Annotated in this window: 14 protein-coding genes; 3 read left to right on the forward strand and 11 right to left on the reverse strand. The window is 70.9% G+C overall.

The genetic code is table 11. The features are described from left to right. Positions 1-519: 519 nt before the first annotated feature. The 7 genes from pheA to ACIBBB_RS26960 form a co-directional block, all read right to left on the reverse strand. Positions 520-1,455, reverse strand: a complete 936-nt coding sequence (pheA, locus tag ACIBBB_RS26930; RefSeq protein ID WP_398986302.1) for a prephenate dehydratase — start codon at positions 1,453-1,455, stop codon at positions 520-522. 83 nt (positions 1,456-1,538) lie between these two features. Continuing rightward, positions 1,539-2,837, reverse strand: a complete 1,299-nt coding sequence (efeB, locus tag ACIBBB_RS26935; protein WP_398986305.1) for an iron uptake transporter deferrochelatase/peroxidase subunit — start codon at positions 2,835-2,837, stop codon at positions 1,539-1,541. A 4-nt stretch (positions 2,838-2,841) separates the two neighbouring features. Then, a complete protein-coding gene (locus ACIBBB_RS26940) occupies positions 2,842-4,818 on the reverse strand; it encodes a copper resistance CopC/CopD family protein (protein ID WP_398986308.1) in 1,977 nt (658 codons plus the stop codon). Positions 4,819-4,832: 14 nt separating this feature from the next. Next, positions 4,833-5,276, reverse strand: a complete 444-nt coding sequence (locus ACIBBB_RS26945) for a copper chaperone PCu(A)C (RefSeq protein ID WP_398986462.1) — start codon at positions 5,274-5,276, stop codon at positions 4,833-4,835. Between the two features lie 59 nt (positions 5,277-5,335). After that, positions 5,336-5,995, reverse strand: coding sequence for an SCO family protein (locus ACIBBB_RS26950; RefSeq protein WP_398986310.1), 660 nt, complete (start codon positions 5,993-5,995; stop codon positions 5,336-5,338). A 68-nt stretch (positions 5,996-6,063) separates the two neighbouring features. Continuing rightward, positions 6,064-6,933: a YcnI family protein gene (locus tag ACIBBB_RS26955; RefSeq protein WP_398986312.1), complete on the reverse strand. Its 870-nt coding sequence runs from the start codon at positions 6,931-6,933 to the stop codon at positions 6,064-6,066. Between the two features lie 107 nt (positions 6,934-7,040). Next, the gene (locus ACIBBB_RS26960; RefSeq protein WP_398986314.1) at positions 7,041-7,907 is read right to left on the reverse strand and encodes a hypothetical protein; all 867 of its coding nucleotides are present in this window, start codon (positions 7,905-7,907) and stop codon (positions 7,041-7,043) included. 192 nt (positions 7,908-8,099) lie between these two features. Here ACIBBB_RS26960 and ACIBBB_RS26965 point away from each other — a divergent pair, with 192 nt between their 5' ends. After that, entirely contained in the window at positions 8,100-8,585 is a 486-nt protein-coding gene (locus tag ACIBBB_RS26965; RefSeq protein WP_398986316.1) for an ATP-binding protein, read from the forward strand. 122 nt (positions 8,586-8,707) lie between these two features. Here the strand turns inward: ACIBBB_RS26965 and ACIBBB_RS26970 are convergent, their stop codons facing one another. Then, positions 8,708-10,231, reverse strand: coding sequence for an aminopeptidase P family protein (locus tag ACIBBB_RS26970; protein ID WP_398986318.1), 1,524 nt, complete (start codon positions 10,229-10,231; stop codon positions 8,708-8,710). Between the two features lie 145 nt (positions 10,232-10,376). Beyond that, a complete protein-coding gene (locus tag ACIBBB_RS26975) occupies positions 10,377-11,891 on the reverse strand; it encodes a PP2C family protein-serine/threonine phosphatase (RefSeq protein ID WP_398986320.1) in 1,515 nt (504 codons plus the stop codon). Between the two features lie 520 nt (positions 11,892-12,411). On the opposite strand from ACIBBB_RS26975, the gene ACIBBB_RS26980 reads away from it, so the two are divergent. Together ACIBBB_RS26980 and ACIBBB_RS26985 are read left to right on the forward strand one after the other, a co-directional pair. Then, the gene (locus ACIBBB_RS26980) at positions 12,412-13,095 is read left to right on the forward strand and encodes a bifunctional DNA primase/polymerase (RefSeq protein ID WP_398986322.1); all 684 of its coding nucleotides are present in this window, start codon (positions 12,412-12,414) and stop codon (positions 13,093-13,095) included. 198 nt (positions 13,096-13,293) lie between these two features. Continuing rightward, the gene (locus ACIBBB_RS26985) at positions 13,294-13,809 is read left to right on the forward strand and encodes a hypothetical protein (RefSeq protein ID WP_398986325.1); all 516 of its coding nucleotides are present in this window, start codon (positions 13,294-13,296) and stop codon (positions 13,807-13,809) included. Between the two features lie 272 nt (positions 13,810-14,081). On the opposite strand, the gene ACIBBB_RS26990 is transcribed toward ACIBBB_RS26985, so the two are convergent. Both ACIBBB_RS26990 and ACIBBB_RS26995 read right to left on the reverse strand, forming a co-directional pair. Beyond that, positions 14,082-15,062 carry a DUF5926 family protein gene (locus ACIBBB_RS26990; protein ID WP_398986327.1) on the reverse strand — a complete coding sequence of 327 codons (981 nt, stop codon included), beginning with the start codon at positions 15,060-15,062 and terminating at the stop codon, positions 14,082-14,084. 254 nt (positions 15,063-15,316) lie between these two features. Next, complete coding sequence (locus tag ACIBBB_RS26995) at positions 15,317-15,919, reverse strand: ATP-binding protein (protein ID WP_398986329.1); 603 nt, start codon at positions 15,917-15,919, stop codon at positions 15,317-15,319. Positions 15,920-15,938: the final 19 nt, after the last annotated feature.

A 15,938-nucleotide genomic window follows, 5' to 3' on the forward strand; every position in this document is an offset into this window, starting at 1 on the left:
CGCTTTTCCAGCGTGATGCATTTTGTCCGGATTGCCGTAATTGGGGACGGTGAGGGAAGAGTGAAAAGGAGGGGGTGCTTACGTCAATAACGGGTTGCCAATTCGCCGGAATGAGGCGCCGTCCGTGTCCCGTTGACTCATTTCCCTTGTGCCGCACGGCACTTGAGGCGACGTTGTCCACAGAGAGGGGGGCGCCCGGAAAGTTATCCACAGGCTGTGTGGGGGATCTGTGGATCACGAGCGATATCGCGGTGAAAGCCCAAGTGGGGCTGAGGGGATTCTTCTCCTGAACCGGCCTCGCGCGCTCATTCGGGTGGGACTTGGTCCCCCTAACGAGTTGGGCAAGGGAATGGGGGTGACACAGGCCACTTCTATGTCCTGTGGACGGAAGAACGGTCGCTGAGGAGATTTGTCGACCGAGTCGGCCGATGCTGTCGACTTGTCCCCAGGGTGGAAGGTCAGCCTGTGGATAACTCTGGGGACAACGGGGCCGCCGCCGCCCCCACCGTCCCCGGCGGCTCAGATCCGGCCGTCCTGGCTCCGCGCCAGCCAGTCGGCGGCGTCCATGAACTCCGCGTCCGACGTCCCCGCGCGCAGCCGCCGCACGTCCTGCGGAGCCACGCCCGCCCTCGGGTACGACCCGAGGAAGCGGACCTTCGGGCTGATCCGCTTCAGCCCCATCAGCGCCTCGCCCACCCGCCGGTCCGCGATATGACCCTCGGCGTCCACGGCGAAGCAGTAGTTACCGATGCCCGCTCCCGTCGGACGCGACTGGATGAGCATCAGGTTGACCCCGCGTACGGCGAACTCCTGGAGCAGTTCGAGCAGTGCGCCCGGGTGGTCCTCCCCGAGCCAGACCACGACCGACGTCTTGTCCGCTCCGGTCGGCGCCGACGGCCGGGCGGGCCGGCCCACCAGGACGAAGCGCGTCTCCGCGTTCTCGGCGTCGTGGATCTCGGTGACCAGGGCTTCGAGCCCGTACGTCGCCGCCGCGAACTCACCCGCGAAGGCGGCGTCGAACCGGCCCTCCTGCACCAGCCGCGCGCCGTCCGCGTTCGACGCGGCCGACTCCCACAGAGCGTTCGGCAGATTGGCCCGCAGCCAGTTGCGCACCTGCGGTTGTGCCACCGGGTGACCGGTCACCGTCTTGATGTCGGACAGCGATGTCCCCGGCCTGACGAGGAGCGCGAAGGCGATCGGCAGCACCACCTCGCGGTAGATCATCAGCGGCTCGCCCGACGCGAGTTCGTCGAGGGTCGCGGTGACGCCGCCCTCCACCGAGTTCTCGATCGGTACGAGGGCGGCCGCGGCGTCCCCGTGCCGTACGGCATCGAGGGCCGCGGGCACCGAGACCATCGGGATCAGCTCCCGGGTGGCGGCTTCCGGCAGGGTGCGAAGGGCGGCTTCGGTGAAGGTGCCCTCGGGGCCGAGGTACGTATAGCGCGTGGCCGACATGTGGTCACTTTAGTCCGACCGGCGGACAGCGCGGGCCCCCGGCTCAAGCCCCACCCCGCCCGGCCCCCCGCCCGGCCACAGGCTCAGGACTCCAGCAGACGCTGGCCCACGTACTCGCCCTCGCGCGGTCCGCCCGGCACCGCGTACAGCCCGCTCGCCTCGTGCCGTACGAACGCCGACAGGGCGTCCCCCCGGTCGAGCTTGCGCTGCACCGGCACGAAGCCCTTCAGCGGATCGGCCTGCCAGCAGATGAAGAGCAGGCCCGCGTCGGGGGTGCCGTCCGCGGCGATCCCGTCGTGGAAGGAGAACGGGCGGCGCAGCATCGCGGCCCCGCCGTTCTGCTCCGGCGCCGAGATCCGGGCGTGCGCGTTGTCCGGGATGACGAGCTTGCCGTCCGGACCGGTCTTGTCGAGGTCGAGCGCGGTCGTCTCCGTACCGCCGGTGAGCGGGGCGCCGTCGGACTTGCGGCGGCCGATGACAAGCTCCTGGCGGTCGGCCGGCAGGGCCTCCCAGTCGTCGAGCAGCATACGGATCCGGCGTACGACGGCGTACGAGCCGCCCGCCATCCAGTCGGGTGTCCCGGCCGACGGCCTCGCGGGGACGAAGATCCGCCGGTCGAAGTCGGGCTCCGCCGGCTTGGGGTTGTTGGTGCCGTCGACCTGTCCCATCAGATTGCGGGCCGTCATCGGACGGGCGGTGGCGCCGGGCGAACGGTTGAAGCCGTTCATCTGCCACCGCACGTGCGCCGCGTCGCCCGCCTCTTTGAGAAGGGCGCGCAGCGCGTGGAAGGCGACGAGCGCGTCGTCCGAGCCGATCTGCACCCACAGGTCGCCGTCGCTGCGGCGCGCGTCGAGGTGGTCCGAGGAGAAGGCCGGCAGCGGGTCGAGCGCGGAGGGGCGCCGGGCGGCCAGCTTCGTACGGTCGAAGAAGGTCCGGCCGAAGCCGAAGGTGACCGTCAGCGCGGACGGCCCCGCGTCCAGCGCGACACCCGTGTCGCGCTCCCCGGCCGGTTCGCCCGCCATGAGCCGCCGCGCGGTCTCCGACCAGCGGCGCAGCAGCGCGGCGGCCTCCTTGCGGCCGGCTCCCGGTGCGAGGTCGAGCGCGACCAGATGGCCGCGGGCCTGCATGGGTGTGGTGATACCGGCCTGGTGGGCGCCGTGGAAGGCGACGGAGGCCGAGCCGACGGTGGCGAGCGCTGTCGGCTCGTCGGGACGGGTGGCGGCGTACGTGGCGCTCCCGCCGGCCGCTCCGGCGACGAGGCCCGCGGCGCCGGCCGCACCGGCCGTACCGATCAGCCGCCGCCGCGAGATCGCGCGGGTGGAGTCAGCTCCTGCGCCGCCGGTGGCGGTGTCGGTGCCGCTGGTCGTACGGGTGTCGCTCACGGGGTCAACCGATCTTCACGTTCTTCTCGATGGTGGTCTGGTCGATGTCCGAGGTCCGCACGGTCACCTGGAGATGCCAGTCGCCGGGCATCGGGATCTGTACGTTGCTCGAACTCCAGTGTCCCGCCGCCACGCGCTCCGGCACGACGGGGAGGGGGCCGATCTGCTCGGACTCAAGGGTGTACGCGACCTTCACCTCGGGCACGTCCATCGGCTTGCCGTCCGGGCCGTCGACCCAGAGGTGCATGAGGTTGGTGCCGGGGCTCGCGGGGTCGACGGTGAGCCGCAGGGTGCCCTTGCCCTTCACACCGCCGGTGTCGAACGGCTCCGTGAGGTTGACGGGACCGGCGGGCGCCGCGGGCGCGGACGCAGCGGTGCCCGAGCGGCCGACCTCCTTCTCCTGCGTACGTCCGGGCTCGGTGCCCGTCAGCGCGGTCGTGACGGCGAGCACCACAAGGGCGATGCACGCCTCCGTAAGGACGGAGCGGCGCAGCCCGGACCGCTCGGTGTCGGCGTCGCGGACGCGCCTCTCGCGGGCGGTGGCCAACGCGGTCTGCTGGCGGGCGAGTTGAGCGGCACGCTCGGGATCGGCCTCGTCCCCGGCAAGGGCCCCGCCCTCCGTTTCAGCCTCCGCTTCTTCCTGGGCCTCGACGTCTCCCTCCGCCCCGGTCTTCGCGACCTCGCCGAGCAACCCCGTCCAGCGCCGCGAGAACCAGGCGGCACCGAGCAGTACGGCGATCAGCGCGACCTTGGCCAGCAGGAGCTTGCCGTACGACGTGTCGGTCAGCGCCGACCACGAGCCGATCTGCCGCCACGCCTGGTAGAGCCCGGTCACGGCCAGGACGACGACGCTGCCGAAGGCGATCCGCGAGAAGCGCTGTACGGCGGCGCGTTCGATGTCCGGCGTCCGGTAGAGAGCGATCAGCAGCGACACGAGGCCGCCGAGCCAGGCGGCCACGGCCAGCAGATGCAGTACGTCGAGCGGCATGGCGAGACCGGTCTGGATCCCGGTGGACGCGTGTTCGGACAGTGCCCATGTCCCGGCGATGCCCGCGGCGACGACCGTGCCGCCCAGGCCCAGCCCGAAGGTGAGGTCGGCCTTCGCCTTCCCCGCGTCGGACGCCTCTCCGGGCCCCTCCCCAGCCCTCGCCCCGGACTCCGTTTCCGCATCCGTGACGCGCTTCGCGTACGCGCCGAACAGCACGGCGATGAAGAGCGCCGCCGCGCCGAGCAGCAGCAGCCGCGAGACGAGCGCGGCGCCCGTCTTGGTGTCCAGTACGTCCGTCAGCCCGCCGAGGTCGAACGCGTCGCCGAGCTTGCCGGACCCCGTGTACGGCGTCCTCAGTAGGAGGAGGACGAGTGTCGCGGCGGTCAGGGTGACCCAGCCGCCGACGACGAGGCGTTGCAACGGCCGTACGGACGTGCCGCGTTGCCAGCAGGCGAGGACGAACGCCGCACCACCGACGAGCAGCACGAACCCGGCGTACGAGATGTAGCGCACCGTGTCGTACAGCAGGCCGACGGGTCCGCCCCCGGCCTCCTGGTCGGGCACCGTGGCCGTCGTCTTCGACGGTGCTCCTACGGAGAAGGTGAACGCCCCCGACACGGGATGGCTGTCGGCGGAGACCGCCTGCCAGGCGACGGTGTAGGTGCCGTCCGGCAGCCCGGGTTTGAGGTCGACGGCGTAGCGGACGGTGCCGCCCTCGCTCAGATCGCGCATCTTCGCGACGTCGACGCGCTTGCTGGTGGGGTCGAGGACCCGGATGGAGTCGTCGCCCATGGCGATCTGTTCGGAGAAGGTGAGGGTGACGTCCCGCGGAGCGACATCGACCACCGCCCCGTCCTTCGGGTTGCTTCCCGTCAGCGCCGCGTGCGCCGACGCCGTACCGGAGAGCGCGCCGAAGAGACCGACGATCAGTACGGCGGTGACGAGCAGCAGCCGTGTGAGCCGTGTTCCGAAGCGGGGGGCGGTGGCCGTCATCGTGAGTCAGTCCCTCAGTGCCGCGTGGGGTTGTAGGTGGTCTCCTTCACGGGAAGGTCGACCTTGATCGGGCCGGTCTTCTCGAAGTGCAGTTCCACGGAGATCCGTTGGCCTTGTTCCGGCTTCTTCTTCAGGCCCATGAACATCAGATGGTTGCCGCCTCGGGCCAGATTCAGCTCGCCGCCGGCCGGGATGTCGAAGGACTTCACCTGCCGCATCTTCTGGTCCTTGGTCTCGTGGATCGTGATGTCGTCCGAGATGTCGCCGGTGACGGAGGTGAGTCTGTCCGCCGCGCCACCGCTGTTGGCGACCGTGAGGAAGCCGGACGCCATGTCGCTGACGGGCTGGGGCATGAAGGCCCCGGTGACCTTCAACTGAGGCTCGTCCTCGGAGGCGTCCGCCGACGAGCACCCGGCGAGCGAGGCCAGCGACGCCACTGACGCGGCGGACACCAGCACCACCCGGGCGGCCGTGAGACGACTCGCCCCGCGGTGTACGGGACGGCCGCCGCACGCCCTCACGGGGTCTCGCCCTTGATGAGTTTCGGCAGGTCCTTCGTATAGTCGTCGGCCGTCGTGTCCTCGCCGTACAGGACGTAACCGCCGTCCGTCTTCGGTGAGAAAGCGATGACCTGCGCCCCGTGCATGGAGACGACGCTGCCGTCCTTCTCCTTCGTGGCCGGGTCGATGCCGATGCCGACCTGACGCGCGCCGGCCTGGATGGTCGGGAAGTCGCCGGTGAGGCCGACGAAGGACGGGTCGCCCGCGCTCGGCAGCCACTTGGCGAGTTCGGCGGAGGTGTCCCGCTCGGGGTCGGTGGTGACGAACACGACCTGGAGCTTGTCCTGGTCGGCCTTGGGGAGCGCTTTTCTGGCGATGGCGATGTTGCTCATCGTCAGCGGGCAGACGTCGGGGCAGTGCGTGTAGCCGAAGTAGATCAGCGTCGGCTTGCCCTTGGTCTCCTCGCGGAAGTCGTACGTCTTGCCCTTGGTGTCCTTCAGGACGAGGTTCGGCTTCTCGAAGGGCTTGTCGAGGACGGTCGCCGCCTTCGTCTTCGGCTGGGCGGAGACGTCCGCCACGGGCTTCGAGGCGTCGTCGTCGCCGCTTCCGCAGGCGGACAGGGTCAGTGCCGCGACCGCCGCGAGTGCGGCGGCGGTGAGCACGGTCTTCTTGCGCATGGAGGTAGTTCCCATTGGTGGAGTACGGGCTTTGGGCGCGGGCCCGTCGCCGGGCCCGCGCCCGCTGATCAGCTGGCGGGGGTGCCGGTGGACGAGGTGCCGGTGGACGAGGTGCGGCGGCGCCCGGCCAGGACGCCGTAGGCGACACCGGCGACGCCGATGACGATGCCGGCGATGCCGAGGCCACGGGCCGTTCCGTCGCTGCTGTCGGAGGAGGCGGCGTTCTCGGCGTCCCCGCCCTCGCTCTCGTCCGACGCCTGGTCGGCGCCGGCCTTGGCGTCGTCGCCCGCCTTGTCCCCCGTCTTGTCGTCGGCCGCGGCGCCGTGACCGTCCTCGGAGGCGGCGGTCAGGGTCAGCACCGGCGCCGGGCTCTCGGGCTCGGCGCCCTCGGTCGGGGCGTCGATCCAACGCACGACTTCGTCGTTGTCGTACGTCTGGAGGGTCTTGAAGACCAGCTGGTCGGCGTCCTCGGGCAACTGGCCGACGGAGAGCGGGAACTGCTGGAAGTAGCCGGGCGCGACCCCGCCGCCGGCCGCGGCGGTCCAGGTGACCTTCGAGACGGCTTCGGTGATCTGCTTGCCGTGCATCTCGATCGGTTTGGCGAGCTTGCTCTTGGTGACGGCGATCTTCCAGCCGGGCACGGCCTGCGGTGCCACCGAGGCCAGCGGGTGCTCGGTCGGGAAGTTCACTTCGAGCTTGACGGTCGAGGCGTCGTCGCGCTCGTTCGGCACCTTGAAGTTGACCGTCGCGTAACCGCCCTTGGCGGCTTCGCCGACCGGCTGCACGCTGACGTGCGCGAGGGCCGGACCGGCGAGCAGCACGACGGCGGACGCGGCGATGCCACCGACGACCGCCACCCGGCGCGCGGTGCGGGTACGGCCGGTGGTGGACGGCCGCGAGACAGCGTGAGGAGACGTGTTCGTACGAGAGGCGTTCATGACAGAAGACACTCCACGGTGTGGGGGAGACGATGGGCCGCGCGCGGATACGCGTCGGCATCGCGACGTCACCGCCCCACGTACTCCGTACGGAAGGTGTCGTCGCGTCAGGCGGCGAGAGTCAGTACGGCAGGCGGGCCGCGCCTGATCACCGAATGCTGGAGCGTCTCCCCCGTGTACGACGGCGGAGCGTCGGGGCGCGGGCCGGGCCGGGCGGCCGGCCCGGGGGCGGGCGTGAGCGGCAGTCCGGCGCTCAGGGCGCGTACGAGGCCGAGGGCGGCCCGCAGGGCCCGCAGCCGCGCGTTGTCGGCGACGACTTCACCGAAGCCGTCGCCGAGGCTCTGGGAGGAGAGTGTGGCGAGCCGGGCGAGCGCGAGGTCGCCGCGGCGCATGAGCCAGCCGGTCGCGAGGGCCGCCAGCAGATGCGCGAGGAACATGGGCAGGGTCGGCAGTTCGGGCAGCAGTCCGGCGGTGCCACCGGCCCCGCCGGTCCCACCGGCCGCCGCCTGCGCGGCTGTTCCGGCGGACGTGCCGTGCAGGTGACCGCCCTGCGCGAGCCCGCCGCCGACCGTGGCGGGGTCGATCCCGGCGTCGGTCACGATGCGGCGCGCGTCCCCGGCGCTCAGCGATGCCGGGCCGGCGCCGCAGATCAGTTTGGCCGCCATGCGGATCAGTACGTCGTCGGCGCCGCCGCGCATCGTGAGGTGGTGCTGGCTCATGCCGAACAGGGAGTGCAGCGCGAGCTGTCCACCGGTCAGCGCGAGTGCGATGGCGGGCAGTGAACGGGTGCGTCCGGCGAGCGGCGCGGCCACGGCGAACACACCGGCGAAACCGACGAGGAGCGTCCACCACGGGACGGCCTGACAGGCCGCGATCACATGTCCCGTCCCGGACAGCACGACACAGACCGCGGTGAACACCGCGGCCCTCAGGAGCCGCAGACCGGCTCCGGCGTGTGCGACACGATCCGGCATGGCCGGGTCATCATCGCACTGCGACCGGCGGCTTCGTACGGCAGGTCCGGAAGATCAGCTTCTGTCCCCTACAACGGCAGACACCCTATGCGCGTCCGCCGAATGAGTTGTTTCATGCGGACGATGTGCTTACGAGTCCCCTACAGGGGCAATACGTATCGGTATGTCGAGCTGTGGCCAGGAGGCTGGAGCATGAGCATCTGGTGGTCCCTCCATTTGCGGCGCGAAGCCGCGAGCGTCCCGCTCGCACGCCGTCTTCTGATCGGCACGATGGAGACCGCGGGCGTTGACCCGGACATTTCCTTCGATCTGTCCGTCGCACTGACCGAAGCATGCGCGAACGCCGTCGAGCACGGCGGCGACGACCGGCCCGGTGAACCGTCCCAGGCGTCGGCGGCATACCGGGTGACCGCTTATCTGGACGGCGAGAAGTGCCGTATCGAAGTGTCCGACTCCGGGCCCGGATTCCCCTCCCGCCGGGCCGTCCACCGGACCGCGCCCCGGGCCGCCTTCACCGCCGAGAACGGCCGGGGGCTCTCCCTGATCGAGCAACTGGCCGACCACGTCCACTTCCGCAACCGGCCGGGTCGGGGAGCGGTGATCAGCTTCGACAAGATCCTGAAGTGGCGCGAGGAGACCCCGCTGGTGGCCCTGGGCGGCACGACCGCCGGAGTCTGAGACGCTCCCCCCTCGGCCGCTCCCTCCTCGCCGCTCCCTTCTCAGGGACGCGCCGGCCCGGCCGCGCGTGAGGCGCGACCGGGCCGGCGACTGTCCGGAGCCGGGACCGGGACCGTCCCGGCTCAGCCCTGCTTGACGGCCGCCATCCATGTCTCCACGTCCGCGGACGTACGCGGCAGCCCCGCCGACAGATTCCGGTTGCCGTCCTCCGTGACCAGGATGTCGTCCTCGATCCGGACCCCGATGCCCCGGTACTCCTCCGGCACCGTGAGGTCGTCCGCCTGGAAGTACAGGCCCGGCTCGACCGTGAGGCACATTCCGGGCTCCAGCGTGCCGTCCACGTACGCCTCCGTCCGCGCCGCCGCGCAGTCGTGAACGTCCAGGCCGAGCATGTGACCCGTGCCGTGCAGCGTCCAGCGACGCTGGAGGCCCAGCTCCAGGACCCGTTCGACCGGGCCTTCGAGCAGGCCCCACTCGACGAGCTTCTCGGCGAGCACCCGCTGTGAGGCGTCGTGGAAGTCCCGGTACTTCGCGCCCGGCTTCACCGCGGCGATACCGGCCTCCTGAGACTCGTACACCGCGTCGTAGATCTTGCGCTGCAGTGCGTCGAACCGGCCGTTGACCGGCAGCGTGCGTGTGACGTCGGCGGTGTAGAGGGTGTGGGTCTCCACGCCGGCGTCGAGCAGGAGCAGATCGCCGGGGCGTACGTCTCCGTCGTTGCGCACCCAGTGCAGGGTGGTGGCGTGCGGTCCCGCGGCGCAGATCGAGCCGTAGCCGATGTCGTTGCCCTCCACCCGGGCCCGCAGGAAGAACGTTCCCTCGATGTAGCGCTCGCTGGTCGCCTCGGCCTTCTCCAGGGTCCGCACGACGTCCTCGAAACCGCGGACGGTCGAGTCCACGGCCTTCTGGAGCTCGCCGATCTCGAACTCGTCCTTCACCGCGCGCGCCTCGGACAGGTAGACCCGCAGCTCGTCGTCGAGCTCCGCCGTGACCTTGTCGGCCAGGGCGTCCTCGATGGACGCGTCGTGCCCGCGGACGACCCGCACCGGGCCCGTCGCCTCGCGCAGCGCCGCGGCCAGCTCCCGGACGTCCTTCGCGGGCAGGCCGAGCAACTGCTCGGCCTCGGCGAGCGAGTGCCGACGGCCGACCCACAGCTCGCCCTGGCGGCCGTCGAGCCAGAATTCGCCGTTCTCCCGGTTGGAGCGCGGGGTGAGATAGATCGTGGCCCGGTGGCCGTCGCCGCCGGGTGCCGGCTCCAGCACGAGGACGCCGTCCTCGGTCTGATCGCCGGTGAGATACGCGTACTCCGTAGAGGGACGGAAGCTGTACTCCGTGTCGTTCGACCGGGTCTTCAGGCCGCCCGCGGGGATCACGAGGCGGTCGCCCGGGAATCGCGCGGACAGCGCGGCACGGCGGTCCGCCGCGTACGACGCCTGAGCGACGGGCTCCAGGTCGCGGAGCTCGGTGTCGGCCCAGCCCGACTTCATGTTCTCGGCCAGCTCGTCGGACACGCTCACATAGAGGCCGTTCTTGCGCTGCTTCACGGGCTTACCGGCCGACGCCTCGTCGGCGTCGTCGAGCACTGTGTCCAGGTCTCCCAGCGTTTCCGGGGTCTCCGGTGTTTCCGGGATGAGCTCCTCGGCCACGGTCTGCCTCCTCTGTACGACATTGGACCTTTCGGGTCCCGGCACCATCGTATGTCTGTACGGGCGGCTGGCCAGGGGGCCTGTGGACAACTCCTCGGACGGGTGGACCACAGGGGCTCGTCGGGCCGGAGAGGGACCCTCCGGTTCACTCGAAGCGGACGGCGAGAATCACGACGTCCTCCGCGCTCCCGCGCGCGTGCGGGCCGCGCGCGTCCGCCCCGCCGGGCAGCACCAGTCTCAGCACATGGTCGGCGATCGCCCCCGGGTCGTCCCGGAGGCTCCGGGGCACGCTCGCGGCCGCCGCGTGCAGCCGGGCGAAGGCCCGGTCCATCGGGTCGCCGGTGCGGCGCAGCAGGCCGTCGGTGTACAGCAGCACCGTTTCTCCTGGCGCGGGCGACAGCCCCACGCTCGGCGCCTCCCAGCAGGACAGCATCCCCAGCGGCGCCGACAAAGTGGTCTCGACGAACTCCGTACGCCGCTCCCCCACGATCAGCGGCGGCGCGTGCCCGGCCCCGGCGAGCACGATCTTGCGCAGCGCGGGTTCGGTGTAGGCGAAGAGCGCGGTGGCGGTGCGCGCGGGTTCGGTCAGCCGCAGCAGCAGTTCGAGGTCGGACAGGACGGCGACGGGGTCCTCGCCCTCCATCACCGCGTACGCCCGCAGGGAGGCACGCAGCCGCCCCATCGCGGCCAGAGCGCTCGGCCCCGATCCGCTCACCGAGCCGACGGCCAGCCCCAGCGCGCCGTCGGGCAGCGGCAGCGCGTCGTACCAGTCGCCGCCGCCGTCCCCGCCCGCGCGGTGCCGTACCGCGAGCCGTACGCCGGGGACGCGGGGGAGCCGGCCGGGCAGCAGCTCGTCGGCGATCGTGGTCTCACGCGCGCGGGACGACTCCAGCTCCAGGAGGCGCGCCAGATGCTCGGCGGCGTACCGGGCGTAGAGACCCACCAGATGGCGCTGCCTTTCGACCGGTTCGGCGGGTTCGTCGTAAAACCAGACAGCGGCGCCGATCCGGCCCGCCGTCTCGGCCGTGAGGGAGACGGCGTACGTGGCGCTGTAGCCGAGCCGGACGGCCACTTCACGGTGGCGCGGGTCCAGGCCCGGGTCGCCGAGTACGTCTCCTACGGACTCGGCGGCGGTCGCGGGCCCCGTGATCTCGTCGAGGAGCCTTCCGTAGGAGGTCGCGGCGCGCGGCACGGTCTCCAGCTGTCCGAGGTCTCCATGGCTGAAACCGAGTCCTACCGTCGTACGGGGGATGTGCTCGTCCGCGCGGGACGCCGGTTCGAGGACGACCAAGCCGCGCGAGGAGCCGACGAGGGCCGCGCCCGCCCGTACGACCTCGTTGACCGCGGCGTCCGTGGACCCCGTCCTGGCCAGGCGTTCGGTGAGCTCGTGGAGGGTGGTCAGATCGGAGACCCAGCCGGCCAGCCGGTCCTGGATCATCACCACCGGCGCGCCGGGGGACTCGTCGAGGGCCGCGACAGTGTGCGCGGGAGCCGGAACTGCTGAATCGATTCCAGCCACTTTCGGCATGTGCGGAGCGCTCATGGCAACCGGCTTTCTGACTGGTGCGTTTCGCGCAATAGCATCGCAAACCACCAGATGATTCTGCGCCACTATCAGTGCATCCACATGTACACGCACAACTGAGGCGATGTCCAGCATTGTCCTGGCGGAACTACTGGTGTCTGTGCGACGGTTAACTTGGCGAGAAAATGACCCCACCGCAGTATTCTGCGATCGACTGAGGGAACTCGACAGGGGCCTCCCCGGTGAAGCGCAGGCGACATCGAGGAGGAGCGTCATTCCGCACGTGATGGGTACGTAAACGGTGACGGACAGGGGCAGTTGGGACGGCCCCGGAACCTGACGGACGGCTCCGGCGTCTTAATCGCCGTAGCCCGCGCGCCATCCCGGAGTGGCGGGGCTGTCACAGCGGGACGACAGACCATTGAGTGCGCCACCCATCGCCACGCGTTAATGAAGACAGACTGCGTTCGGCCCAGGAGCGGTGAGCCCTGCCGCAGGTTGACGAAGTCCGACTGTGCCCCGTCCAAAGGGGCGGCGGAGCGTCGACGACAACGCGTCGACTGTACGCACAGCGATACGCACAGTGAAGCCATGCACACAGATTTACCGGTGTGGCATGTGGACCTCGGCGTTCAACGGAAAGGAACGAGCGCTCATGCGCGAGATCCTCGGAAGGCGACGCAGGCTCCTGTTCAGGCGCAAGGGGATGCCTGCCCCACTCGAAGCGGCGCTGACATGCGCCACGGCATGGCAGTGGCCCGTACTTCCCGGAGCCGGCCTCAAGACGTCCGGCGGACGGGGCGATCGTGGCCGCGGCTGCGCCTGCCCGGATCCCGAGTGCGCCGTACCCGGCGCGCACCCCTTCGACCCAGGCCTGCTGGCCGCCACGACAGACGAACGCATGGTGCGCTGGTGGTGGGCCAACCGGCCCACGGCCCCGATCGTGCTCGCCACCGGAGGCGCCGCGCCGTGCGCGGTGAGTCTGCCCGCCGCCGCCGGAGAGCGCGCGCTGGTGGCACTGGACGAGATGGGTATGCGCCTCGGCCCGGTCGTGGCGACTCCCACCCGCTGGTCGCTGCTCGTGGCCCCGTACTCCCTGGAACGGCTCGGCGAGCTGCTCTTCGCCAAGGACTGGGTGCCCAGTTCGCTCCGCTTCCACAGCGAGGGCGGCTATCTGGTGCTCCCGCCGTCCGAGGCGGTCGGCGGTCAGGTCCGCTGGGAGCGGGCGCCACTGCCCGGCTCGTTGTCGCCCTGGCTGCCGGACGTGGAGGCGGTCGTGGACGCGCTGGTCGAGGCGAGCACGAGCGCGCCGGACGGCGGCAGCAGGCTCGCTTACTGAACACCGGGTGCGTAAGCACCGACATTCCGGGCCGTGCCCTGCGAGGCGCGGCCCGGTTTCCGTTCCGTCTGTCACTCGTACGGGTGCGAGGTGGCCCGAGTTGTACGGGAAATGGGCGCGCGTCGTGCCGGGCGCCCCGATCGCGCCGATATCTTCGGCCGAGGTCAAGGATCTTTCCGGCAGCGGCAGGTGGGCCCCATGAATCCTCGTGTGATCGGGCTCGCCACCGTGGTGGTGTTCACCGCCCTGCTGCCGCTGGCCGCCTCGGCGGGGCCCACGGGCGGCCCCCCGGCGCGCTCCGCACCCCCGGCCGCACCCCCGGCCGTGCTCCAGGAGCTCCAGAAGCCGGAGAACGGCGGGGCGCCCTCCGTCGAGCGCTGCGGCCCGGCGCTCACGTCGCGTGACGGGATCGAGGCCCAGACCTGCGTTCTGACCGAGAATGGGGACACCTGGGGCCGTACGTACTACCGGAATGCGTCGGGTGGGGAATTGCGTTCCGCGCTCAGCCTGATGGGGCCCGAGGGGCGGACTGTTCAGTCCCACTGTGTGGTCGAAGACGGCGACGAGCCGGGTTCTTGTGAAACACCGCGTGAACGTACGGCGGGAAAACCCGAGCGGTACTGGGCAGTGGCCGAGTTCGCGGGAAGTGGCGACGGGACCGGGCCGCTGTTGCTCAGGTCCGGCAGCAACTCGGCTGCTCGGTCGGCCAGTTGAGGGGTCGCGTCCGCTTCGCGGTAGCGACGGCCGAGAGGCACCACAACGCCGCGACAACTCTGCAGTCTTCACTCCGGAAATTGCAGGAAGGGCGCCGGGGAACGAAGGCGCCCGGTCGCTGGCGACGGGGGATGCACCAGCGACCGGGCTTCTAGAACGGTAACAAGAGATCGGCGGTTAGCAAATTCGATCTGATGTATTCGGACAAGAAATTACTTGCCGGTACGGGCAGTTGTGACCACTGTCACTGTGCGCGACGATTTTCGTCACGCTCAGCTGAGGGTCACTTGGCGGTTGGTGAGCCCGCCCCGCGCGCGCCGCTCGTCCCCGGTCAGCGGAGCGTCCACCTTGAGGGCCGCCGCCAGCCGCTCCTGGAGCTCCGCGGCGGGCTTCTCGCAGTCCTCCGCGCGCATCGCGCTCGGCAGGTCCCAGACCGGGACCGTCAGCCCGTGCGCCCGGAAGGAGCCGACCAGCCGCGTCCCCTCGCCGAGGCTCGACGTGCCGGCGGCGTGCAGCCGGGCGAGCGCGTCGAGCAGCTTCTCCTCGGGGTGCGGCATGACCCACCGCAGGTGGTTCTTGTCGGGCGTCTCGCACCAGTACGCCGCGTCCGTGCCGGTGAGCTTCACCGTCGGGATCGCCGCGGCGTTGGCGCGCTCCAGCGACGCCGTCACCTCGGGGGTCGCGTTCTCGGCGTCCGGCACCCAGAATTCGAAGCCGGGGTGCACGACCGGCGTGAAATCGGCCTCCGGGTCCAGCAGGTCCTGCAGGCGCGGCCCGTCGGCGGGAACGCGCTGCGCGGCGACCGGGTTGCCGGGCTCGGCGGTCAGCGCCCGCTGGAGCGTGTCGGCGAGGTCGCGGCTGAGGTCGCCGGAGGACGTGTCGTTCTGGAGGGCGAGCAGGACGGAGCCGTCGTCGCGGCGCAGCGCGGGCCAGGCCATCGGCAGGACGGTCGCGAGCGTCACGGACGGTACGCCGTCGGGCAGGCCGCCCTTGAGGGTCAGCTCGGCGGTCGCGGCGGGCACCAGCTCGCGCAGCGCGATCCAGTCGCACTCGCCGGCCAGCCCGTCGAAGGGGCGCTGGACCAGCTCGGTGACGGCATGGGCGGCGGCCCGGCCGTGGCAGGCCTTGTAGCGGCGGCCCGAGCCGCACGGGCAGGGCTCGCGGGCGCCCACGACCGGAATCGGCCCGTCAGTGAGCTGAGCTTTGGCGGACTGAGCCTTCGCGGCCTTGGTCTGGGGGCGCTTCTTGGCCATGGTGGCTTCTCCCGATAGCGGCAGTGCGGTGTCGGCGCGAGCCTAGCCGTACCGCGTATTGCCGTGGGCGCAACGCCCCATCGGGGAAGGGCGGGTGGGGGCGCGTGCGGGGCTCGCGTACGCGCTCGGTGCGCACGCTCCGCGTACGGGGCGGTCTGCCGGGAGGGTCCCCTTGGACGTCGGCGGTGGTCCGGCCTGTGGTCCTGCCCGGCGAGGGCCTTTCTCCGGGCCCGCGCCGCGTCCCGCTTGTCAGATCAGTCGTCGACCGGGTCGAACGCGTCGGCGAAGTCCAGTTCAGAGACGTCGACGCGCGTAGCGAAATCGTCCCGGTGGCGTCCTTCGGTGACGATGACCCAGACGGTCACCTCGCCGGCGGAGCCGCTCCGTACGCCCCAGTCCTGGGCGAGCGAGCTGATGATGTTCAGACCGCGGCCGCCGCGCGCGGTCACCGAGGGTGTGGCCGGAACCGGTCGCGTCGGGCCGCCGCCGTCCGTCACCTCGACGGTCAGCCGGCCCGCCCCGTCGACCTCCCAGGCCGCGCGTACGTCGCCGTCACCGATCTCCGCCCGGCCCAGCGGCCTGCCGTGCCGGCAGGCGTTGCTCAGCAGTTCGGAGAGGATCAGCACGGCATCGTCGACGACCGCGTCCGGCATCCCTCGGCGGCGCAACTGCTCGCGCATCCGATGCCTTGCCTGTCCCACGCCCGCAGGGCCATGGGGAACGGCCATGCTCGACGACGTGGGCACTTCCTGTGCCACCACAAACGCCACCCCCGAGACCTCCTTTGCCCCACGCCACGGTGTGAATGCCCCAATGGCCTGGACCGGAAACCGGCCAAGGTGAGAGCAGTGACGCACTCAACAGGCTCGAACGCTT

It is taken from the genome of Streptomyces sp. NPDC051217, from assembly GCF_044455465.1.
In the GTDB taxonomy this organism is placed as follows: Bacteria; Actinomycetota; Actinomycetes; order Streptomycetales; family Streptomycetaceae; genus Streptomyces.

Excerpts from the sequence above, each read along its gene's own strand:
- ACIBBB_RS26955 (WP_398986312.1), bottom strand. The coding sequence starts at position 6,933 with ATGAACGCCTCTCGTACGAACACGTCTCCTCACGCTGTCTCGCGGCCG.
- ACIBBB_RS26940 (WP_398986308.1), bottom strand. The coding sequence starts at position 4,818 with ATGACGGCCACCGCCCCCCGCTTCGGAACACGGCTCACACGGCTGCTG.
- ACIBBB_RS26950 (WP_398986310.1), bottom strand. The coding sequence starts at position 5,995 with ATGCGCAAGAAGACCGTGCTCACCGCCGCCGCACTCGCGGCGGTCGCG.
- ACIBBB_RS26965 (WP_398986316.1), top strand. The coding sequence starts at position 8,100 with ATGAGCATCTGGTGGTCCCTCCATTTGCGGCGCGAAGCCGCGAGCGTC.
- pheA (WP_398986302.1), bottom strand. The coding sequence starts at position 1,455 with ATGTCGGCCACGCGCTATACGTACCTCGGCCCCGAGGGCACCTTCACC.
- ACIBBB_RS26975 (WP_398986320.1), bottom strand. The coding sequence starts at position 11,891 with ATGCTGGACATCGCCTCAGTTGTGCGTGTACATGTGGATGCACTGATA.
- ACIBBB_RS26985 (WP_398986325.1), top strand. The coding sequence starts at position 13,294 with ATGAATCCTCGTGTGATCGGGCTCGCCACCGTGGTGGTGTTCACCGCC.
- ACIBBB_RS26960 (WP_398986314.1), bottom strand. The coding sequence starts at position 7,907 with ATGCCGGATCGTGTCGCACACGCCGGAGCCGGTCTGCGGCTCCTGAGG.
- ACIBBB_RS26990 (WP_398986327.1), bottom strand. The coding sequence starts at position 15,062 with ATGGCCAAGAAGCGCCCCCAGACCAAGGCCGCGAAGGCTCAGTCCGCC.
- ACIBBB_RS26980 (WP_398986322.1), top strand. The coding sequence starts at position 12,412 with ATGCGCGAGATCCTCGGAAGGCGACGCAGGCTCCTGTTCAGGCGCAAG.